The following is a 19998-nucleotide window of genomic DNA, read 5'->3' as shown; positions in this document are numbered from 1 at the left end:
CAGGACACTCCACGCGCGACGGATGTCGTACGACGAGCCTGGCGGTGACGCGCGCCTGCAACCCTCGGCTCAGACCGCGTTGCGGCGTCGGCGCAGATCGCGCGCGAGCACCAGCACGATCATCAGGTTGAGCAGGAAAACACCCCAGGTCATCCAGTCCGGGTGCTGCCACAGGGCGTAGATCTCGAACGGCAGATACGCCGCCGCGCCGATCACGCCCAGCCATGAGGCCCAGGCGCGATGGCCCCACAGGCCCCAGCCTTCGACCAGTCGCATCACGGCGTAGATCACGGCGACGCCGATCGCGATGTGCAGCCGTTCCGGGGTGATCGCATCGAGCATCGCGGTGCCGCTGCGTTCGGCGTCGACACCGAAGCGCGCGAGCACGCGTTCGAGTTCGTGCTGCAGCGCGTCCGGGCCGATCGCCGCGAGGGCGCCGGCGACGAGCAGAGCGAAGACGCCCTTGGCGGCCTCGAACAACGCGATCGCGCGCAGGCCTTTGTGGGTGTCGGTGCGATCGTCGGTCATCAGAACAGGGCGTCCTGTCGGGGTGGCGCGGGCAATGCAGCGCCGGTCAGTGGCCATGCGCCGAGCGCGTCGTAGCGGCCACCAGGATTGAAGAGCAGTTCGAATGCGTCGACGTCGAGGACGTCGGCGCCGCAGTCCACCGTATCGAGCCACGGCTGCGGCGGCAGTCCGCGTTCGAGGAACGCGAGCGTCACATGCGGCCGCGTCGTCCGCTCCATCGGCGCGATACCGGCGCGGCGGACCGCGTCGTGGCTCGCATCGCACAGGGCCTGCAGTGCAGGGCAGGGCGCCGGCAACGCGACGACTGCGCCGGAGTGGCGCCAGTAGACGAGACGTTCGAGGGTGAAGCGGTGCGGCGGAATGCGGGTCGCGGCTTCGGCGAACGCATCCAGGAGCGCCGGTGCGGCCACGGGTCCAGCGGACTCACCCACGAAGCACAGGGTGATGTGCCACTGGTCGGCGCGCCGCAGTTGCAAAGAAGGCGCGTCCGATGGACGCGCCTCCTGCAAACGGTGCGACACCGTCGCGAGCACCGCCCGGCCGTCGGCACTGGGCCGCCACGCCGGGAACAGCGCCTGGCTCACGCGGCGCGGGACGCGCGCTTGCGATCGCTCTCGGTCAGGAACTTCTTGCGCAGGCGGATTTCCTTCGGCGTGACTTCGACAAGCTCGTCGTCATCGATGAAGTCCAGCGCCTGTTCCAGCGAGAACTTGATCGCCGGGGTCAGCGCGATGGCATCGTCCTTGCCCGAAGCGCGCATGTTGGTCAGCGGCTTGGTCTTGATCGCGTTGACGGTCAGATCGTTGTCCTTGGAGTGGATACCGACCAGCTGACCCTCGTACACGTTGTCGCCTTCGGCGGCGAACAGCTTGCCGCGCTCCTGCAACGGGCCGAGCGAGTAGGCCGGCGTGGCGCCCGGCGCATTGGCGATCATCACGCCGTTGAGGCGCTTGGCGATCGCGCCGGTTTCCTTCGGGCCATAACGGTCGAACACGTGGAACAGCAGGCCGCCGCCCTGGGTCAGGGTCTTGAACTCGTTCTGGAAACCGATCAGGCCGCGGGCCGGGATCTCGTAGTCCAGACGCACGCGTCCCTTGCCGTCCGACTCCATGTTCTTCAGCTGGCCCTTGCGGATGCCGAGCTTCTCCATCACGCCGCCCTGGTGCTGCTCTTCAACGTCGACCACCAGCTGCTCGATCGGCTCCATCTGCTGGCCGTCGATCTCCTTGATGATGACTTCCGGGCGCGACACGGCCAGCTCGAAGCCTTCGCGGCGCATGTTCTCGATCAGCACCGACAGGTGCAGCTCGCCGCGGCCGGAGACCAGGAACTTGTCCGCGTCTTCCAGCTGCTCGACCTTCAGCGCCACGTTGTGCACGGTCTCGCGCTCGAGGCGGTCCTTGAGCTGGCGGCTGGTCAGGAACTTGCCGCCCGACAGATCCTTGTTGCCTGCGAACGGCGAGTTGTTGACCTGGAAGGTCATCGAGATCGTGGGCTCGTCGACGGTCAGTGCAGGCAGCGCTTCGGGGGTATCCAGGGCGCAGACGGTGTCGGAAATGGTCAGGTCCTGGATGCCGGAGATGGCGACGATATCGCCGGCCTCGGCGGTGTCCTGCTCGATGCGCTCCAGGCCGAGGAAGCCGAGCACCTGCATCACCTTGCCCTGGCGCTTCTTGCCTTCACGGCTGATCACCGACACCGGCATGTTCTTCTTCAGGGTGCCACGCTGGATGCGGCCGATGCCGATCACGCCCACGAAGTTGTTGTAATCCAGCTGGCTGATGCGCATCTGGAAGGCGCCGTCCGGGTCGACTTCCGGCATCGGTGCGTGCTGCATGATCGCTTCGTACAGCGGGGTCATGTCACCCGAACGCGCGGCGTCGTCGAGGCTCGCGTAACCGTGCAGCGCCGAGGCGTAGACGATCGGGAAGTCGAGCTGCTCGTTGGTCGCGCCGAGCTTGTCGAACAGGTCGAACACCTGGTCGATCACCCAGTCCGGACGCGCGCCCGGGCGGTCGATCTTGTTGACGACGACGATCGGCTTGAAGCCCATCGCAAACGCCTTCTGGGTCACGAAGCGCGTCTGCGGCATCGGGCCGTCCATCGCATCGACCAGGATCAGCACGGTGTCCACCATCGACAGCACGCGCTCGACCTCGCCGCCGAAGTCGGCGTGGCCCGGGGTGTCGACGATGTTGATGCGGTTGCCGTTCCAGGTGATCGCCGTATTCTTGGCGAGGATCGTGATGCCACGTTCCTTTTCCTGGTCGTTGCTGTCCATCACGCGCTCGGCGAGCACGGTGCGCTCGGAGAGGGTGCCCGACTGCTTCAGCAGACAGTCGACGAGGGTGGTCTTGCCGTGGTCGACGTGGGCGACGATGGCGATATTGCGCAGGCGTTCGATGGACATGGGCAAGGCTGCGCCAGAGTCGAAGACCGGGGCGCACAAGAGTCAGTGAAAGAGCCCAGCATTATACGGTGTTGCGCTGCCGCATGGAGGGCCGCTTGAAACCGGGCGTGGACAGCCACATGTCGCGGGTTCGTCGGCCTGCCGATGATTTTCCCTTCAACCAGGATTCCTCATGTCCCTGAACGCCGTATTCGACACCGACCGTGGCCAGATCACCGTCGAGCTGTATGCCGACAAGGCACCTCTGACCGTCGCCAATTTCGTCAACCTGGCCCAGCGCGGCTTCTACGACGGTCTGAGCTTCCACCGCGTCATCGCCGACTTCATGGTCCAGGGCGGCTGCCCCGAGGGCTCCGGCCGTGGCGGCCCGGGCTACCGGTTCGAGGACGAGACCAACAATGGCGTGAAGCACGAGCGTGGCGTGCTGTCGATGGCGAACGCGGGCCCGAACACCAACGGCAGCCAGTTCTTCATCACCCACATCAAGACCGACTGGCTGGACGGCAAGCACACCGTGTTCGGCAAGGTCACCGAAGGTCTGGACGTGGTCGACGCGGTGAAGCAGGGCGATGCGATCAAGTCGATCAAGATCGTCGGCGACACCGAAGCGGTGCTGGCGGCCAAGGCCGACCGCGTCGCCGAGTGGAACAAGACGCTCGCTGCGTAAGCGACACCGACAGGCCGGCCAGTCGCCGGCCTGTTTTCTTTTGGGGGGATGGAATGGCCTCGAGCAGCAGGTGGTGGTGTGGTCTGGTGCTGGCGCTGGCGCTGGGCGTCGGCGCGCTGTCAGGGTGCGGGCCGTCCGCGCCCGATCCCGACATCGACGGCGTCGGCCCGGAGACTGCGGCCACGCCGCAGGCGCAGGATCTCGAGCGCAGCCTCGAAGGCATCTGGAGCACCGGCGTTTCCAGCGGCGACGATGCCGAAACGATCTACGCCATCGAATGGCTGAGCGCCGGCGACCTGCGCATCCTGCGCGACGGCAGCTGGCTCGCCGGCACGGTCGAGGATGTCGATGTCGACAACCAGGCCCTGGCCTTCCACATCACCCGTGAGAACGGCCCCGACGAGACCGTGACCCTGCGCAAGGTGCAGGACACGGCATCCGGCGAGGGCTTCCATCTGCGCGTCACCTGGGCGCAGGGCCAGACCGAAACGCTGGGCTTCGTGCGCCGGCTGACCGATCGCGACCGGCAGGCGATCGTGCTGGAAGTCCGCCAGAGCACGGTGCTGCCCGAGGCGGTCGCGTGCGGCGGCGATGCACCGGCGGGCAGCCTGCGGGCGACACTGGCCTGCAGCCAGAGCGACTTCGCCGAACTCGACCGCGGAATGCGCACGCAGCTGGTCGAACTGTCCGCGCGGTACCCCGACGGCGACCGTACGGCGGCCGCGGTCGTCCAGCAGCTCGATGCCTGCAAGACGCCCGAGTGCCTGCGCGAGGCCTATGCGCAATGGCAGACCTATTTCGACGAGAACTACGACCTCGGCGACGTGCTCGACTACCTCTGAAGCCACGCCGCGCCGGCAGGCGCCGCAGGGCTGCGTGGTACCATCTGCCGCCGAAATTCAGCGCTTCCGCCGCACTCCCGACGCGCCACCAAGAGATTTCCCCGATGCCCCAGCTCGCCGCGCGGACCGCTCGCGCCAAGCCCAGCGCCATCATGCAGGTCGCCGAAAAGGCCAAGCGCCTGAAGGCCGAAGGCCGGGACATCATCAGCTTCTCGATCGGCGTGCCGAACTTCCTGCCCGGCCCGCATGTGTATGCCGCCGCGCGCGAAGCGCTCGACCACGACAGCGGCCAGTACGGCAGCAACCGCGGCAGCGATGCGCTGCTCGACGCGTTCATCGGTCATCTCGACCGCATCGGCCTGCCGAGCTACACCCGCGCGCATTGCGCCAGCGGCATCGGCGCCAAGCACATCCTCTACACGCTGGCCGAAGTGCTGCTCGACGAGGGCGACGGCTTCGCATTCGCCACGCCGTACTGGACGACGTATCTGGACATCGCCGAGATCGTCGGCGCCGACATCCAGCTGCTGCCGTGCCCGCCCGAACAGGACTACAAGCTGACCCCGGCGCAGCTCGATGCCGCGCTGGCGCGCAAGCCCAAGGTCTTCCTGTTCAACAATCCGTCGAACCCGACCGGCATGGTCTACACGCAGGGCGAGATCGCCGCACTGGCCGACGTGCTGGTGCGCCATCCCGACACGTGGATCGTCACCGACGACATCTACAACCGCATGGTCTTCGACGGTATCGGCTACCACAACGTCGTGCAGGCGCGGCTTGAACTGCGCGAGCGCACGATCTTCGTCGACTCGCTGTCCAAGACCTACGGCATGCCGGGCTGGCGCGTCGGCCTGCTGGCCGGTCCCGAAACCGTCGCGAAAGCCTTCGCGACGATGAACTCCAACCACATCACCAATGTGCCGGAAGTCGTCACCGCCGCCGCGGTCGCCGCGCTGTCCGGCCCGCAGGACGTGCCGACGGCGAAGTGCGCCGAATTCCAGGCGCGCCGGGATGTGGTGATGTCGGCGCTGGCGGAGATTCCGGGCGTGGTCTGCCCGAAGCCCGCCGGCGCGTTCTATGTGTTTCCCGACATCAGCGTCGCGTTCGGCAAGTCGCATGGCGACCTGCGCATCGGCAACGACGTCGACCTGTGCAATGCGCTGCTCGAAGCGAAGGGCGTGGCCTGTGTGCCGGGCTCGGCGTTCGGCGAGCCGCGCGCGTTGCGCATCAGCTACACCTGTCCCGAAGCGCAGCTCGCGCCGGGACTCGCCCGGATCCGCGAATTCTTCGCGGAACTGACCTGAGCCGGCCAGCCTCCGCCCGCCGGTTGTTTCCCACCCACGTACCGTTCGATTTGATACGAGAGGAATGACGATGAAGAAGCCCGTCCGTGTTGCCGTGACCGGCGCTGCCGGCCAGATCGGCTATGCGCTGCTGTTCCGGATCGCCTCCGGCGAAATGCTGGGCAAGGACCAGCCGGTGATCCTGCAGCTGCTCGAACTGCCGATCGACAAGGCACAGGCCGCGCTGAAGGGCGTGATCATGGAGCTCGAGGATTGCGCGTTCCCGCTGCTGGCCGATGTCGTCGGCACCGACGATCCGGAAGTCGCGTTCAAGGACGCCGACATCGCCCTGCTGGTCGGCGCGCGTCCGCGCGGCCCGGGCATGGAGCGCAAGGATCTGCTGCTCGAGAACGCCAAGATCTTCACCGCCCAGGGCGCGGCGCTGAACAAGGTCGCCTCGCGTGACGTCAAGGTGCTGGTGGTCGGCAACCCGGCCAACACCAATGCCTACATCGCCATGAAGTCGGCGCCGGATCTCAACCCGCGCAACTTCACCGCGATGCTGCGCCTCGACCACAACCGCGCGCTGAGCCAGCTGGCGACCAAGGCCGATGTGGCCGTGGGCGACATCGAAGGCCTGATCGTGTGGGGCAACCACAGCCCGACCATGTACCCGGACTACCGCTTCGCGACCGCGAACGGCCAGAACCTGAAGGACAAGGTCAACGACGCCGACTGGAACGCCAACACCTTCATCCCGCAGGTCGGCAAGCGCGGCGCGGCGATCATCGAGGCGCGTGGCCTGTCCTCGGCCGCGTCGGCCGCCAACGCCGCCATCGACCATATCCACGACTGGGTGCTGGGCAGCAACGGCAAGTGGGTGACGATGGGCGTGCCGTCCGACGGCAGCTATGGCATTCCCGAAGGCGTGATCTTCGGCTTCGCGGTGACCACCGAGAACGGCGAGTACACGCTGGTCAAGGACATCGAAGTCGACGACTTCAGCCAGAAGGCCATCGACAAGACGCTGGCCGAGCTCGAGGAAGAGCGTTCGGGCGTGGCGCACTTGCTGGGCTGATCGCCGCGACAGGGTGTACAAGAAGCGCCGGGATTCCCGGCGCTTTTTTTTTGCCCCGCCCGGGGCGGCGACCGGCGGCAGGGAGGCGCATGATCGTTCCGCAGTACTGGGCCGAAGGTCGGCTGCAACATCGCTCGAAAGGCAGGCAAGTCACGGTACGCCGTTTCGGCTGGTCCGATCTGAGCCTCGAAGATGCGCAGGTGCTGGCCAATGCGCGAACACGCGAGGCATTCGATCGAGTGTTGGCGGGCGAGCCGCTGCCGCGGCGAGAAGCCAAGCGCCCATACAACGGCGCCGATGGCGTGCCGATCCGAGAAGAAATCGTCGCGCGGGAGGGGAGCAGCGTCATCACCCGCAACGGCTATGGCGCGCGCTGCCTCAACACGCCGGATGCTCTGTTCGTGGATATCGATCTGCTGGATCACGGGCCCAGCCACGCGCTCAAGTGGAGCTGCAGAGTGCCGCTGCTTGCGCTCGCTATCGTGGCTGGTGTCGTGAAGACTTCCTGGCTTACGGGCCTGCAGGCGGCGGTCATCGCGCTTGTTCTGGCGGCGTTGATCAGCCGGCTCATCCACAAGGCCCGAATCTGGAAGGACGGCGGGCTGGAAGCGGCTGCGGACCGGCGCATCGAAGCTTTCGTGCGCCTGCATCCGGCATGGCGGCTGCGACAGTACCGGACGCCGGCGGGTATCCGGTTGCTGGCCATGCACCGCGGCTTCGATCCCCGCGAGCCGGAAGTGTCGGCGTGTTTCGAAGCCTTGGGCGCCGATCCGCTGTACGCGCGGATGTGCGTACGACAGCGCTGCTTCCGTGCGCGTGTCAGTCCAAAACCGTGGCGCATTGGTATCGAGCGGCATCTGCGGCCACGGCCCGGGACGTGGCCAATCAACCCTGCGCGGATACCGGAACGCCAACAGTGGATCGTTGCGTACGAGCGGCGCGCGAATGCGTTCGCAGCATGTCGTTACGTACGCACTCTTGGCGAGGCATCTGTCGATCCTCGCATCGATGCTGTGCGTGCACTGCATGACGATCTCTGCCGCGCGGAGCGTACGTTGCCACTGGCGTGAGCCAGAGCGGTCCCGCATCGCGCATGCGACGAAGGTCTGGAGGCCAGTCTCCAGGCGCAGGACTATGCTGCGGGAAGTCGTCGCATCCGGGAGGTCGTCATGGGCTACGAGGAATTCCACCGCCGCTCCATCGAAGATCCCGAAGGGTTCTGGGGCGAGCAGGCGCAGGCGATCCACTGGCACAAGGCGCCCGAGCGCATCCTCGATTACTCGAATCCGCCATTCCGTCGGTGGTTCGTCGGTGGCGAGACCAATCTGTGTTTCAACGCCGTCGACCGGCATCTCGACGCGCGTGGCGACCAGCTGGCGCTCGTCGCGATCTCGACCGAAACGAACGAGACGCGCGAGATCACCTACGCGCAGCTGTATCGCGAGGTCAACGATTTCGCTGCAGTACTTAAAGCGCTCGGCGTCGGGCGCGGCGACCGCGTCGTCATCTACATGCCGAACATGGCCGAGGCCGCGTTCGCGATGCTGGCCTGCGCGCGCATCGGCGCAGTGCACTCGGTGGTCTTCGGCGGTTTCGCCGCGCACAACCTCGCGCTGCGTATCGACGATGCGAAGCCCGCGCTGCTGATCGCCGCGGACGCAGGCAGTCGCGGCGGCAAGGTCATTCCGTACAAGCCGCTGGTCGATGCCGCGTGCGAGGAAGCGCAGTCCCCACCGCCGCATGTGCTGATCGTCGATCGCGGGCTCGATCCCGGCTATGCGCGCGTCGACTGGCGCGACGTCGATTACGCGACGCTCCGCGCGCGGCACGCCGGCACCGATGTGCCGGTGGCATGGCTGGAGTCCAACGAACCGAGCTATCTGCTCTACACCTCCGGTACCACCGGCAAGCCGAAAGGCGTGCAGCGCGACGTCGGCGGCTACGCGGTCGCGATGGCGTTGTCGATGTGGTCGATCTACGACATCCGTCCCGGGCAGGTGATGTTCACCACGTCCGACGTGGGCTGGGCGGTCGGGCATTCGTACAACGTCTACGGCCCGCTGATCGCAGGCGCGACGGTGATTCTCTACGAGGGCCTGCCGATCCATCCCGACGGCGGCATCTGGTGGAAGATCTGCGCCGACTACGGCGTGCGCACGATGTTCTCCTCGCCGACTGCAGTGCGCGTGCTGAAGAAGCAGGACCCGAAATTCCTGAAGCAGTACGACCTGTCGAAGCTGCAGTACCTGTTCCTCGCCGGCGAGCCCTTGGACGAGCCCACTGCGAACTGGATCAGCACCGGCCTCGGCGGTACGACGATCATCGACAACTATTGGCAGACCGAAACCGGCTGGCCGGTGCTGGCGCTGATGCCGGGCGTCGAGCTCAAGCCGGTGAAATTCGGCTCGCCCGGACTGCCGACGCCGGGCTACGACCTGCGCGTGATCGACGAAGCCACCGGCGAACGCGTCCCGCCCGGCACCAAGGGCGTGCTGGTGATCCAGCCGCCGCTGCCGCCCGGCTGCATGACCACGGTGTGGAACGACGATCAGCGCTTCCTGTCGAGCTACTTCTCGCACTTCAAGGAGCTCGTTTACAGCTCATTGGACTGGGCGATCCAGGACGAGGACGGCTACACCTTCATCCTCGGCCGCACCGACGACGTCATCAACGTCGCCGGCCATCGCCTGGGCACGCGCGAGATCGAGGAATCGGTGTCGAGCCATCCGGCCGTCGCCGAGGCCGCGGTGATCGGCGTCGCCGACGAACTGAAAGGCCAGGTGCCGATCGTGTTCGTGACGCTCAAGCAGGCATCGGCGGATGCGGACGCGCAGCACGCGACCGCGGGCGAGATGATGCGCACCGTCACCGACCAGCTCGGCGCCGTCGCGCGGCCGGCGCGGGTCTACGTGGTCAACGCGCTGCCGAAAACGCGCTCGGGCAAGTTGTTGCGGCGTTCGCTGCAGGCGCTGGCGGAATCACGTGATCCGGGAGATCTCTCGACGCTCGACGATCCGAATGCGCTGGAGGAAGTGCGCCGCGTTCTCGCGCGGGGCGCAGACGCCGGCTGAGCCTTTAATCTGCCGGCGCAACGCCGGTGTAGTGCGCGCGCGGGCGGATCAGCATGCCGAGTTCCTGCTGCTCCAGCGCGTGCGCCAGCCAGCCGGCGAGCCGGCCGGCGGCGAACATGCACAGCGCCGGCGTGGCCGGCAGTCCGTGCACGAAACAGATCGCCGCGAGCATGCCGTCGATGTTGGGATGGCGGCCGCTGGTCTCGGCCGCGGAGGTGAGCACCGCTTCGACTTGCTGCATGCGTGCATCGCCCGCATGACGGGCGCGCAGCATCGCCAGCACTTCGGCCGCCCGCGGATCGCCGTCGGGATACAGCACGTGATGGAAGCCGGGCAGGTCGTCGCCGCGTTGCCAGCGCTCGGCGACGAAGGCAGCGGGCGAGGGCGCATCGCAGGCCTCGCGGATCAGCGCGTGCGCACGCGCGGTCGCGCCGCCATGGCGCGGACCCGACAGCGCGGCGAGTCCCGCGCATACGGTTGCATGCAGATGCGCGCCGGTGGACGCGACCACACGCGCGGCGAAGGCGGACACGTTGAGTTCGTGGTCCGCGCACAGCACCAGCGCCGCGCGCACGAGATCGGCGAACGCCGCGTCGCCGGGACGCCATGCATCGGCGAGCAGTACGTGGACGGGGCGCGCATCCGGCGTGCCGGCGACCAGCAACGCCGCGTTCTGGCGCAGCAATGTGGCCGCGACGCCGCGCTTGGCCGTAGGCGCGGCGCTCAGCGAATGCCGCAGGTCCGGTGCGAGCAGCGGGATCGCGGCCATCGCACGTTCGATCGGCGGTAGGGTGGCATCGCCGGCGATCGCGGCGACGCGCGCGGGCCAGTCGCCGGTCGCGGCGTCGAAGGGATCGGCATCGCCGCAATCCCACAACAGCCGCGCGGTGTCTTCGAGCGTGGCGCCGCTGCGGACCATCGCGACCGCGGAACGTCCGCGGTAATACGGACTGTCGGGCCGGATCAGGGAGATCCGCGTTTCCATCACCGGCAGGCCGCGGTCGAGGCTCTGCGCCGCACCGCGCGCTGCGCCACGGCCGGCGCGTTTGCGCTGGGTCAGACGCTCGACGTCCTGGCGCAGGTACACGCGGCTGCGATGGTCGGCGCCGGGGCGCGATTCCAATAGGCCGCGGCTGACGTAGGCGTAGAGCGTCGCGGTACTGATGCCGAGCGCCGCGCAGGCTTCGGCGGCGGACATCAGGTCGCCATCGTTCGCATTCACAGTGAATCCCGATGTATTGATTGATTCGATCAAGATTGATCAACCATTCGGATGGTGCCAGATTGCACGCCATCGCGGTACACCGCAGCTCCGGAGTCGCACCCATGACCACGCTTTCCGCAGGCGCGAAATTCCGCGCCGCGCTCGCCGCCGAATCGCCGCTGCAGGTGATCGGCGCGATCAACGCCAACCACGCACTGCTGGCCAAGCGCGCCGGCTTCCAGGCGATCTATCTGTCGGGTGGCGGCGTCGCCGCGGGCTCGCTGGGTCTGCCGGATCTGGGCATCAACACGCTCGAAGACGTGCTGATCGACGTGCGCCGCATCACCGACGTCTGCGATCTGCCGCTGCTGGTCGACATCGACACCGGCTTCGGCGCGAGCGCCTTCAACATCGAGCGCACCGTGAAGTCGCTGATCAAGGCCGGCGCGGCGGCGTGCCATATCGAAGACCAGGTCGGCGCCAAGCGCTGCGGCCATCGTCCGGGCAAGGAGATCGTGTCGCAGGGCGAGATGGTCGACCGGGTCAAGGCCGCGGCCGATGCGAAGACCGATCCCGACTTCTTCCTGATCGCGCGCACCGATGCGATCCAGGTCGATGGCGTCGATGCCGCGATCGAACGCGCGGTCGCGTGTGTCGAAGCCGGCGCCGACGGCATCTTCGCCGAGGCCGCCTACGACCTCGACACCTATCGCCGCTTCGTCGATGCGGTCAAGGTGCCGCTGCTCGCCAACATCACCGAGTTCGGCAAGACGCCGCTGTTCACCCGCGACGAGCTGGCCTCGGCCGGTGTCGCGATCCAGCTGTTCCCGCTGTCGGCATTCCGTGCCGCGAACAAGGCCGCCGAGAACGTCTACGCCGCCGTGCGCCGCGACGGCCACCAGCAGAGCGTCGTCGACGCGATGCAGACCCGCGAGGAACTCTACGAGCGCATCGGCTATCACGCCTTCGAGCAGCGGCTGGACGCGCTGTTCGCATCGAACAAGCAGTAACCGAGTCCCGATCTTTCCATCCGTGCCCGCGGGCATCCAACGGAGATTCCAGATGAGCGACACCGCCACCACCGCCCCCGGCTTCAAGCCGAAGAAGTCCGTCGCGCTCAGCGGCACGGCCGCCGGCAACACCGCGCTGTGCACCGTCGGCCGCAGCGGCAACGACCTGCACTACCGCGGCTACGACATTCTCGATCTCGCGCGCACCAGCGAGTTCGAGGAAATCGCCTACCTGCTGGTCCACGGCAAGCTGCCGACCGAAGCGGAACTGCGCGGATACAAGGCCAAGCTGAAGTCCCTGCGCGGCATTCCGGCGGCGGTGAAGGCCGCGCTCGAGGAGCTGCCGCCGTCGGCGCATCCGATGGACGTCATGCGCACCGGCGTGTCGGTGCTCGGCTGCGTGCAGCCGGAGAAGGACGACCACAACCATCCGGGCGCGCGCGACATTGCCGACAAGCTGATGGCGTCGCTCGGTTCGATGCTGCTGTACTGGTATCACTGGAGCCACAACGGTCGCGCGATCGATGTCGAGACCGACGACGATTCGATCGGCGGGCACTTCCTGCATCTGCTGCACGGGCATGAGCCCCGCGAGTCCTGGGTCAAGGCGATGCACACCTCGCTGATCCTGTACGCGGAGCACGAGTTCAACGCGTCGACCTTCGCCAGTCGCGTCATCGCCGGCACCGGCAGCGACATGTACTCGTGCATCACCGGTGGCATCGGCGCGCTGCGTGGCCCCAAGCACGGCGGCGCGAATGAAGTCGCCTTCGAAGTGCAGAAGCGCTACGACACGCCGGACGAAGCGGAAGCCGACATCAAGGCGCGCGTGGAGAAGAAGGAAGTGATCATCGGCTTCGGCCATCCGGTCTACACCGTCAGCGACCCGCGCAACGAGGTGATCAAGCAGGTCTCGAAGGAACTCTCGGAAGAGGCGGGCAGCCGCAAGATGTACGACATCGCCGAGCGCCTGGAGACGGTGATGTGGGACATCAAGAAGATGTTCCCGAACCTCGACTGGTTCAGCGCGGTGAGCTACCACATGATGGGCGTGCCGACGGCGATGTTCACGCCGCTGTTCGTCATCGCCCGCACCGCCGGCTGGAGCGCGCACGTCATCGAGCAGCGCATCGACGGCAAGATCATCCGCCCGAGCGCGCACTACACAGGTCCAGAGGACCAGGCGTTCGTGCCGATCGCCGAGCGCAAGTAACGCCGTCCTGCATTGGTCCCCGCACACGCGGGACCCACGGTCCGTCATTCCCGCGCAGGCGGGAATCCAAGGACGTTGCTCAGATCGATGAAAGTCCCTGGATTCCCGCCTGCGCGGGAATGACGAGCGTTAGACACTCTCTTTTTTCCAGACAGCCAGCCATGAACAGCCAGCACCGCAAACCCCTTCCCGGCACGCAACTCGATTGGTTCGACGCGCGCGCGGCCGTCGACGCGCTCGTACCCGGCGCGTACGACCGCATGTCCTACACCGCACGCGTGCACGCCGAGAATCTGGTGCGGCGCTGCGAGCCCGCGCAGCTCGACGACGCGCTGCGGCAGCTGATCGAACTGCGGCAGGACATCGACTTTCCGTGGTATCCGGCGCGCGTGGTCTGTCACGACATCCTCGGCCAGACCGCGCTGGTGGATCTGGCCGGTCTGCGCGATGCGATCGCCGACCAGGGCGGCGATCCGGCGAAGGTCAATCCGGTCGTGCCGGTGCAGCTGATCGTCGACCACTCGCTGGCGGTGGAATGCGGCGGCTATGACCCGGATGCATTCACCAAGAACCGCACGATCGAAGACCGCCGCAATGCCGACCGCTTCCACTTCATCGACTGGACCAAACTCGCGTTCCACAACGTCGAGGTGATTCCGCCGGGCAACGGGATCATGCATCAGATCAATCTGGAGAAGATGTCGCCGGTGGTCTACGTCCAGGACGGCGTCGCGTTTCCGGACACCTGCGTCGGCACCGACAGCCACACGCCACACGTCGATGCGCTGGGCGTGATCGCGATCGGCGTCGGTGGTCTCGAAGCCGAGAACGTCATGCTCGGCCGCGCGTCGTGGATGCGCACGCCGGAGATCGTCGGCGTCGAACTGGCAGGCCGGCCCGGCCCCGGCATCACCGCGACCGACGTCGTGCTGGCGCTGACCGAGTTCCTGCGCAAGTCGAAGGTGGTCGGTGCGTATCTGGAATTCCGTGGTCCCGGCGCAGCTGCGCTGTCGGTCGGCGATCGCGCGACGATCTCCAATATGGCGCCCGAGTACGGCGCGACCGCGGCGATGTTCTTCATCGACGACAACACGCTCGACTACCTGCGCCTGACCGGCCGCGAGGACACGCAGGTCGCACTGGTCGAAACCTACGCGAAGGCCGCCGGCCTGTGGGCCGATGCGCTGGCCAGCGCCGAGTACGTGCGCACGCTGCACTTCGACCTGTCGAGCGTGGTCCGCAACATGGCCGGCCCGTCGAACCCGCACAAGCGCGTGGCGACCAGCGATCTCGCCGCCAGCGGCATCGCCGGCGCGTGGGAGATGCCGACCGAGGGCACGATGCCCGACGGCGCGGTGATCATCGCCGCGATCACCAGCTGCACCAACACCTCGAACCCGCGCAACGTCATCGCCGCCGCGCTGCTGGCGCGCAACGCGAATGCGCGCGGCCTGACGCGCAAGCCATGGGTCAAGAGTTCACTCGCGCCGGGTTCCAAGGCCGTGCAGCTGTATCTCGAAGAGAGCGGCCTGCTGCCGGATCTCGAGCAGCTCGGTTTCGGCATCGTCGCGTTCGCCTGCACCACCTGCAACGGCATGAGCGGTGCGCTGGATCCGGCGATCCAGCAGGAGATCATCGACCGCGATCTGTACGCGACCGCCGTGCTCAGCGGCAACCGCAACTTCGACGGCCGCATCCATCCCTACGCCAAGCAGGCCTTCCTCGCGTCGCCACCGCTGGTCATCGCGTATGCGATTGCAGGCACCGTGCGCTTCGACATCGAGAAGGACGTGCTCGGCATCGATCAGGACGGCAACGCGGTGACGCTCAAGGATCTCTGGCCGTCCGATGAAGAAATCGACGCGGTGGTCAAGGCCAGCGTCAAGCCCGAACAATTCCGCGCCGTCTACGGCCCGATGTTCAAGTTGCACGTCGATACGGGCGAGCGCGTTGCGCCGCTCTACGACTGGCGCGAGATGAGCACCTACATCCGCCGTCCGCCGTACTGGGAAGGTGCGCTGGCCGGCGCGCGCACGCTGACCGGCATGCGCCCGCTCGCGGTGCTCGGCGACAACATCACCACCGATCACCTGTCGCCGTCGAACGCGATCATGGCCGACAGCGCGGCCGGCGAGTACCTCGCGAAGATGGGCGTGCCGGAAGAGGACTTCAATTCCTACGCCACCCATCGCGGCGACCATCTGACCGCGCAGCGCGCCACGTTCGCCAATCCGAAGCTCGTCAACGAGATGGCGATCGTCGACGGCACCGTGCGCCAAGGCTCGCTGGCGCGCATCGAGCCGGAAGGCCAGGTCGTGCGCATGTGGGAAGCGATCGAGACCTACATGGACCGCAAGCAGCCGCTGGTGATCATCGCCGGCGCCGACTACGGCCAGGGCAGCTCGCGCGACTGGGCGGCCAAGGGCGTGCGTCTGGCGGGCGTGGAAGCGATCGTTGCCGAAGGTTTCGAGCGCATCCACCGCACCAACCTGATCGGCATGGGCGTGCTGCCGCTGGAATTCCAGCCCGGCGTGACCCGCCTGACGCTCGGCATCGACGGCACCGAAACCTTCGACGTCACCGGTGACCGCACCCCGCGCGCGATGCTCACCTTGGTGATCCACCGCAAAGACGGCACCCAGCTGTCGGTGCCGGTGATCTGCCGTCTCGATACCGCCGAAGAAGTCTCGATCTACGAAGCAGGTGGCGTGCTGCAGCGGTTTGCGCAGGATTTTCTGGAGTCTTCGAAGGCGGCCTGACAGATGCGTGGACTGATACTCATGCTGCGCCCTCCTGCCGACATCGGCGACGAGATCATCCTCTGCGTGCAGGAGAAGGCGCTAGCCGGCCGGATGAGCGGAAAACTCGTGACGCGGGCGCGCCTGCACCAATCGGTGTCACTTAAGTTCGAGGATACGGAAGTGAACCTCGCAGCATTGCGGCGCGTGGGGAACAGGCTCAGCGCGCATGCGTTCGAGTTCGTCTACAACAGGATCAGGAATAGTGGTGACGGTGGGAATTGGGTTCTCTTGCCACGAGGCGACGTGCCGCAGTTTCTGGAACTACGCGATCTCGTCCAGGCTGAATTGCGTTGCGAAGGACTGGATGTCGTAGGTCACACCGCGCATATGACGCTTGCTTACGGCGTCGGTGCTTCACCAACGGAAAGCTTCGAGATCGAGCCGATTGCCTGGCCGGTCACCCAAATCGAACTTGTCCGTGCTGGTGCGCGAGCGGAGTACGGCTACGACACGTTGTACCGCTGGCCACTCAAGTCTCCGAGACAAACCGCACTCTTCTGAGTGTTCTCAATTCGCGCCAACACGTTCGACGGATCCCATGGCCTACAGCCCCCAACTCCGCATACCCGCGACCTACATGCGCGGCGGCACGTCGAAAGGCGTGTTGTTCCGCCTCGAAGACCTGCCTGCCGCCGCACAGGTGCCCGGTCCCGCACGCGACGCATTGCTGATGCGCGTGATCGGCTCGCCCGATCCCTATGCCAAACACACCGACGGCATGGGCGGCGCGACCTCGTCGACCAGCAAGTGCGTGATCATCGGGCCGGCGTCGGTGCCGGATCACGACGTCGACTATCTCTACGGCCAGGTGTCGATCGACAGCGCGTTCGTGGACTGGAGCGGCAACTGCGGCAACCTCAGCACCGCAGTCGGTCCGTTCGCGATCGCCAACGGTTTCATCGATCCGGCGCGCATTCCGCACGACGGCACCGTCGCGGTGCGCGTCTGGCAGGCGAACATCGGCAAGACCATCATCGTGCACGTGCCGGTGGCGGACGGGCAGGTGCAGGAAACCGGTGATTTCGAACTCGACGGCGTGACGTTCCCGGCGGCGGAGATCGTGCTGGAGTTCGTCGATCCCGCCGACGAGGGCGAGGGCGACGGCGGTGGTGCGATGTTCCCGACCGGCCATCTCGTCGACGATCTCGAAGTGCCGGGCGTCGGCACGCTGCGCGCGACGCTGATCAATGCCGGCATCCCGACGATCTTCGTCGACGCCGCCTCGATCGGGTACACCGGTACCGAACTGCAGGATGCGATCAACGGCGATGCCGAAGCGCTCGCGATGTTCGAGACGATCCGCGCACACGGCGCCGTGCGCATGGGGTTGATCAAGGATGTGTCGGAGGCGTCGAAGCGCCAGCACACGCCGAAGGTCGCGTTCGTCGCGCCGCCGCGCGATCACGTGGTCTCGAGCGGCAAGGTGATCGCCGCCGGCGATATCGACCTGCTGGTGCGCGCGCTGTCGATGGGCAAGCTGCACCACGCGATGATGGGCACGGCGGCGGTCGCGATCGGCACGGCGGCGGCGATTCCCGGCACGCTGGTGAATTTGGCCGCGGGCGGTGGTGCACGCACGTCGGTCCGCTTCGGGCATCCCTCGGGCACGCTGCGCGTCGGCGCGGAGGCGATCGAGGTCGACGGACAGTGGACCGTCTCGAAGGCGATCATGTCGCGCTCGGCGCGCGTGCTGATGGAGGGTGCGATCCGCGTGCCCGGCGACACCCTGCGCTGATCCCTGCAGCGCCGCAGGCGCGTCGAAAGCCATTCGCGGCGAACGTGTCGCGCGTCGCGGTTTCGACCTTGGTCTGACTGGTTCCAGGCCTTCCCGCGTGCAAGGGTCCATGCGGGGGACGGCCACGCCGTCAGTGGAAGGGGACGAAGCGATGGAGATCGCGATCGCGATACCCGCGAAGACCGACGCGGGTCGGGCGGAAATCGAAACGCGAGCGCAGCGCCTGCCGGCTGCACTGCGCTCGCTGCTGTTGCTCGTCGACGGTCAACGCGGCGCGCTGGAACTCGATGCCATCGCGCGCCGGCTGCATGCGCCGGCCGATGCACTCGAACAACTGGCGGCGCTCGGGCTGGTCACCGCATCGGGCGCAGGCGCCGCGCATCCAGCCGATGCTGCAGCGTCGATCCACGAAGCGCGCAGCGACAGCGATGCGCAACGCCATCTTATTCTCTATGCACTGATGAACGATGCGACGCGCGCGCATCTCGGTCTCGTCGGCGGCTATCTCACCCAGCTCAAGCTGGAACGCGCCGACGATGCGGCCGCGCTCGAAGCCCTGTTGCCGATGCTGCAGACGGCGCTCACCAAGGCGCGCGATGCGCGTGTGGCCGCGGAGATCATTGCAGGCATACGCGCCGCGGCGGACACCGGCGCAGGCGCAGGCGCAGCGTAAGCAGGCCCACCGCAGCACATCGAACCGGCGCGCCGCAGGATGCGACGCGCCAGTTCGACGGATCGATCAGATCAAGCCTTCGGTGGTCATTGCCGCGCGGACGCCATCGTCGGCGCGCATGCGCGCATCGAACGCGTGCAGATTGTCGAGCCCGCCCAGATCGAGCTTCAGACGCTTGGCCCACTGCAGGGTCACGAACAGATAGGGATCGGCGATCGAGCGCGTGCCGACGAGATAGTCGCGATCTGCGAGCTGCGCGTCGATGCGTTCATACAGGCCGCGGATCTTCTGCATCGCGTGCGTGCGCGTGCGGTCCACGACATCCGCGTCGTCCAGATACTTCGTGCTGCCGAACAACGGGTGGAACGCGGGGTGCAGATCGGCATTGAGCAACGCCAACCAGCGGTTGACCTCGGCGCGGCCCTTGGGCGTGCCGTCGCCACCGAGCTTCGCATCGGGATGGCTGTCGGCCAGATAGTTGAGGATGGCGGCGTTCTGGGTCAGCACCCAGTCGCCTTCGACCAGCACCGGCACCGCACCGGCGGGATTGAGCGCGAGGAACGCGGGTTCCTTCATCTGCGTCGCGTCGACGACGCGCGCTTCGAACGGCGCGCCGATCCACTGCAGCACGATGTGGTCGGCCAGCGAGCAGGCGCCGGGTTTGGTGTGAAGGATGCGCATGGCGGTCCGGTGGTTGAACGGGGCCGCCATCATGCGCCGGGCGTCGCGGGCGGGGAAGCCGGCGACGCGGCGCGGATCAGCCGCGCTCGCTGTCGGCGGTCGGACGCGCCGGGCGCAGCGACTGCACGCGCAGGAAGGTGTGGTCGCCGATCGTCGCCACCTGGTGCGCGCTGCGCCAGGCCGGGGCCGCGATGGCATGGGCCATGAAGTGGCTCGCGCCGGGCACCACCTGACGGCGTTGCTCGGGCGGCAGCGCCCAGTTGCGCTCCGACTCCAGCGCCACGCTGACCGCGCGGGTCCAGGCGTTGGTATTGGCCAGACGCGTGTTCGGCGACAGGATCGTCGGCGCGAACTGCTTGCGCGCGGTCACCACCTCGCACATCGACTCGCCCCACAGACCGCTCTCCTGGCGGCGCAGAGCCACCTCGGCGACGGCTTCCTGTCCGCGGACGGACTGGTCGCGGGCTTCCAGATACACCGTCGTACTCAGACAGAGCGAATCGGCGGCGGGGGGCGGCAGCACGGAGGCCAGCCACATCACCCATTCAAGTTTCATCAACGACTCCTTGCTGCGTTGCGCCGGGCCGCACGTCGTCGTCCTCCTTACGGAAGACACGCAGACGACTGCGGAAACCGGCATGGCGTATTGGGGAGGGCGGCGGACTCTGTGGTGCGCTTGATCGCCCGGGCACCGAAGTCCGCAGAAGGCGGGTCGGGCCGGTGTCCCGCCGAAGGGGGCGGAACGAAGTGACGGCACGGTAGCCCCGGTTTTTCGAATCAAACGTGAATGCGGGGCACTGGC

Annotated in this window: 18 protein-coding genes; 12 read left to right on the top strand and 6 right to left on the bottom strand. The window is 67.0% G+C overall.

The features are described 5' to 3' along the window. Positions 1–69: 69 nt before the first annotated feature. The 3 genes from AC3A5T_RS14275 to typA are packed head-to-tail and all read right to left on the bottom strand — an operon-like array spanning position 70 to position 2938. Positions 70–528, bottom strand: coding sequence for a DUF2127 domain-containing protein (locus tag AC3A5T_RS14275; RefSeq protein WP_332076395.1), 459 nt, complete (start codon positions 526–528; stop codon positions 70–72). Continuing rightward, complete coding sequence (locus tag AC3A5T_RS14270; RefSeq protein WP_487629142.1) at positions 528–1112, bottom strand: 2'-5' RNA ligase family protein; 585 nt, start codon at positions 1110–1112, stop codon at positions 528–530. The genes AC3A5T_RS14275 and AC3A5T_RS14270 overlap by 1 nt, the downstream gene beginning before the upstream one ends. Then, positions 1109–2938 carry a translational GTPase TypA gene (gene typA / locus AC3A5T_RS14265; RefSeq protein ID WP_332076397.1) on the bottom strand — a complete coding sequence of 610 codons (1830 nt, stop codon included), beginning with the start codon at positions 2936–2938 and terminating at the stop codon, positions 1109–1111. Before typA ends, AC3A5T_RS14270 begins: the two co-directional genes overlap by 4 nt. 172 nt (positions 2939–3110) lie before the next feature. Here typA and AC3A5T_RS14260 point away from each other — a divergent pair, with 172 nt between their 5' ends. The 6 genes from AC3A5T_RS14260 (at position 3111) to prpE (ending at position 9879) form a co-directional block, all read left to right on the top strand. After that, positions 3111–3605 (top strand): peptidylprolyl isomerase, encoded by a 495-nt coding sequence (locus AC3A5T_RS14260; protein ID WP_332076398.1) that lies wholly within the window; start codon positions 3111–3113, stop codon positions 3603–3605. Positions 3606–3658: 53 nt separating this feature from the next. Continuing rightward, positions 3659–4447 (top strand): hypothetical protein, encoded by a 789-nt coding sequence (locus AC3A5T_RS14255; RefSeq protein WP_487629141.1) that lies wholly within the window; start codon positions 3659–3661, stop codon positions 4445–4447. A gap of 104 nt (positions 4448–4551) precedes the next feature. Then, positions 4552–5751 carry an aminotransferase class I/II-fold pyridoxal phosphate-dependent enzyme gene (locus AC3A5T_RS14250; RefSeq protein WP_487629140.1) on the top strand — a complete coding sequence of 400 codons (1200 nt, stop codon included), beginning with the start codon at positions 4552–4554 and terminating at the stop codon, positions 5749–5751. Positions 5752–5821: 70 nt separating this feature from the next. Next, complete coding sequence (locus AC3A5T_RS14245; RefSeq protein WP_487629139.1) at positions 5822–6808, top strand: malate dehydrogenase; 987 nt, start codon at positions 5822–5824, stop codon at positions 6806–6808. An 89-nt stretch (positions 6809–6897) separates the two neighbouring features. Further along, entirely contained in the window at positions 6898–7878 is a 981-nt protein-coding gene (locus tag AC3A5T_RS14240) for a hypothetical protein (protein WP_487629138.1), read from the top strand. Positions 7879–7977: 99 nt separating this feature from the next. Beyond that, positions 7978–9879: a propionate--CoA ligase gene (prpE, locus tag AC3A5T_RS14235; RefSeq protein ID WP_487629137.1), complete on the top strand. Its 1902-nt coding sequence runs from the start codon at positions 7978–7980 to the stop codon at positions 9877–9879. 4 nt (positions 9880–9883) lie between these two features. On the opposite strand, the gene AC3A5T_RS14230 is transcribed toward prpE, so the two are convergent. Next, positions 9884–11101 carry a citrate synthase family protein gene (locus tag AC3A5T_RS14230; RefSeq protein ID WP_487629136.1) on the bottom strand — a complete coding sequence of 406 codons (1218 nt, stop codon included), beginning with the start codon at positions 11099–11101 and terminating at the stop codon, positions 9884–9886. Positions 11102–11205: 104 nt separating this feature from the next. Between AC3A5T_RS14230 and prpB the strand changes: the two genes are divergently transcribed. From prpB to AC3A5T_RS14200, 6 genes are all read left to right on the top strand, one after another. After that, on the top strand, positions 11206–12093 hold the full coding sequence (gene prpB / locus AC3A5T_RS14225; protein ID WP_487629135.1) for a methylisocitrate lyase: 888 nt from the start codon (positions 11206–11208) through the stop codon (positions 12091–12093). A 52-nt stretch (positions 12094–12145) separates the two neighbouring features. After that, positions 12146–13306, top strand: coding sequence for a bifunctional 2-methylcitrate synthase/citrate synthase (gene prpC / locus AC3A5T_RS14220; RefSeq protein WP_487629134.1), 1161 nt, complete (start codon positions 12146–12148; stop codon positions 13304–13306). Between the two features lie 161 nt (positions 13307–13467). Continuing rightward, on the top strand, positions 13468–16065 hold the full coding sequence (gene acnD, locus AC3A5T_RS14215; protein ID WP_487629133.1) for a Fe/S-dependent 2-methylisocitrate dehydratase AcnD: 2598 nt from the start codon (positions 13468–13470) through the stop codon (positions 16063–16065). Positions 16066–16086: 21 nt separating this feature from the next. Next, positions 16087–16608: a 2'-5' RNA ligase family protein gene (locus AC3A5T_RS14210; protein WP_487629132.1), complete on the top strand. Its 522-nt coding sequence runs from the start codon at positions 16087–16089 to the stop codon at positions 16606–16608. Between the two features lie 37 nt (positions 16609–16645). After that, a complete protein-coding gene (gene prpF, locus AC3A5T_RS14205) occupies positions 16646–17842 on the top strand; it encodes a 2-methylaconitate cis-trans isomerase PrpF (RefSeq protein ID WP_487629131.1) in 1197 nt (398 codons plus the stop codon). A 151-nt stretch (positions 17843–17993) separates the two neighbouring features. Next, positions 17994–18515, top strand: a complete 522-nt coding sequence (locus AC3A5T_RS14200; protein ID WP_487629130.1) for a hypothetical protein — start codon at positions 17994–17996, stop codon at positions 18513–18515. Positions 18516–18581: 66 nt separating this feature from the next. Here AC3A5T_RS14200 and AC3A5T_RS14195 read toward each other — a convergent pair whose 3' ends face one another. Both AC3A5T_RS14195 and AC3A5T_RS14190 read right to left on the bottom strand, forming a co-directional pair. Next, positions 18582–19196 carry a glutathione S-transferase family protein gene (locus AC3A5T_RS14195; RefSeq protein ID WP_487629129.1) on the bottom strand — a complete coding sequence of 205 codons (615 nt, stop codon included), beginning with the start codon at positions 19194–19196 and terminating at the stop codon, positions 18582–18584. 76 nt (positions 19197–19272) lie between these two features. Continuing rightward, the gene (locus tag AC3A5T_RS14190; RefSeq protein ID WP_332076412.1) at positions 19273–19752 is read right to left on the bottom strand and encodes a cell wall hydrolase; all 480 of its coding nucleotides are present in this window, start codon (positions 19750–19752) and stop codon (positions 19273–19275) included. Between the last annotated feature and the right edge of the window lie 246 nt (positions 19753–19998).

The sequence above is a fragment of the Luteimonas sp. Soil_C_16 genome (assembly GCF_057657295.1).
The sequence above is the reverse complement of the archived record's forward strand: the minus strand, read 5'-3'. Positions and strand labels throughout refer to the sequence as shown.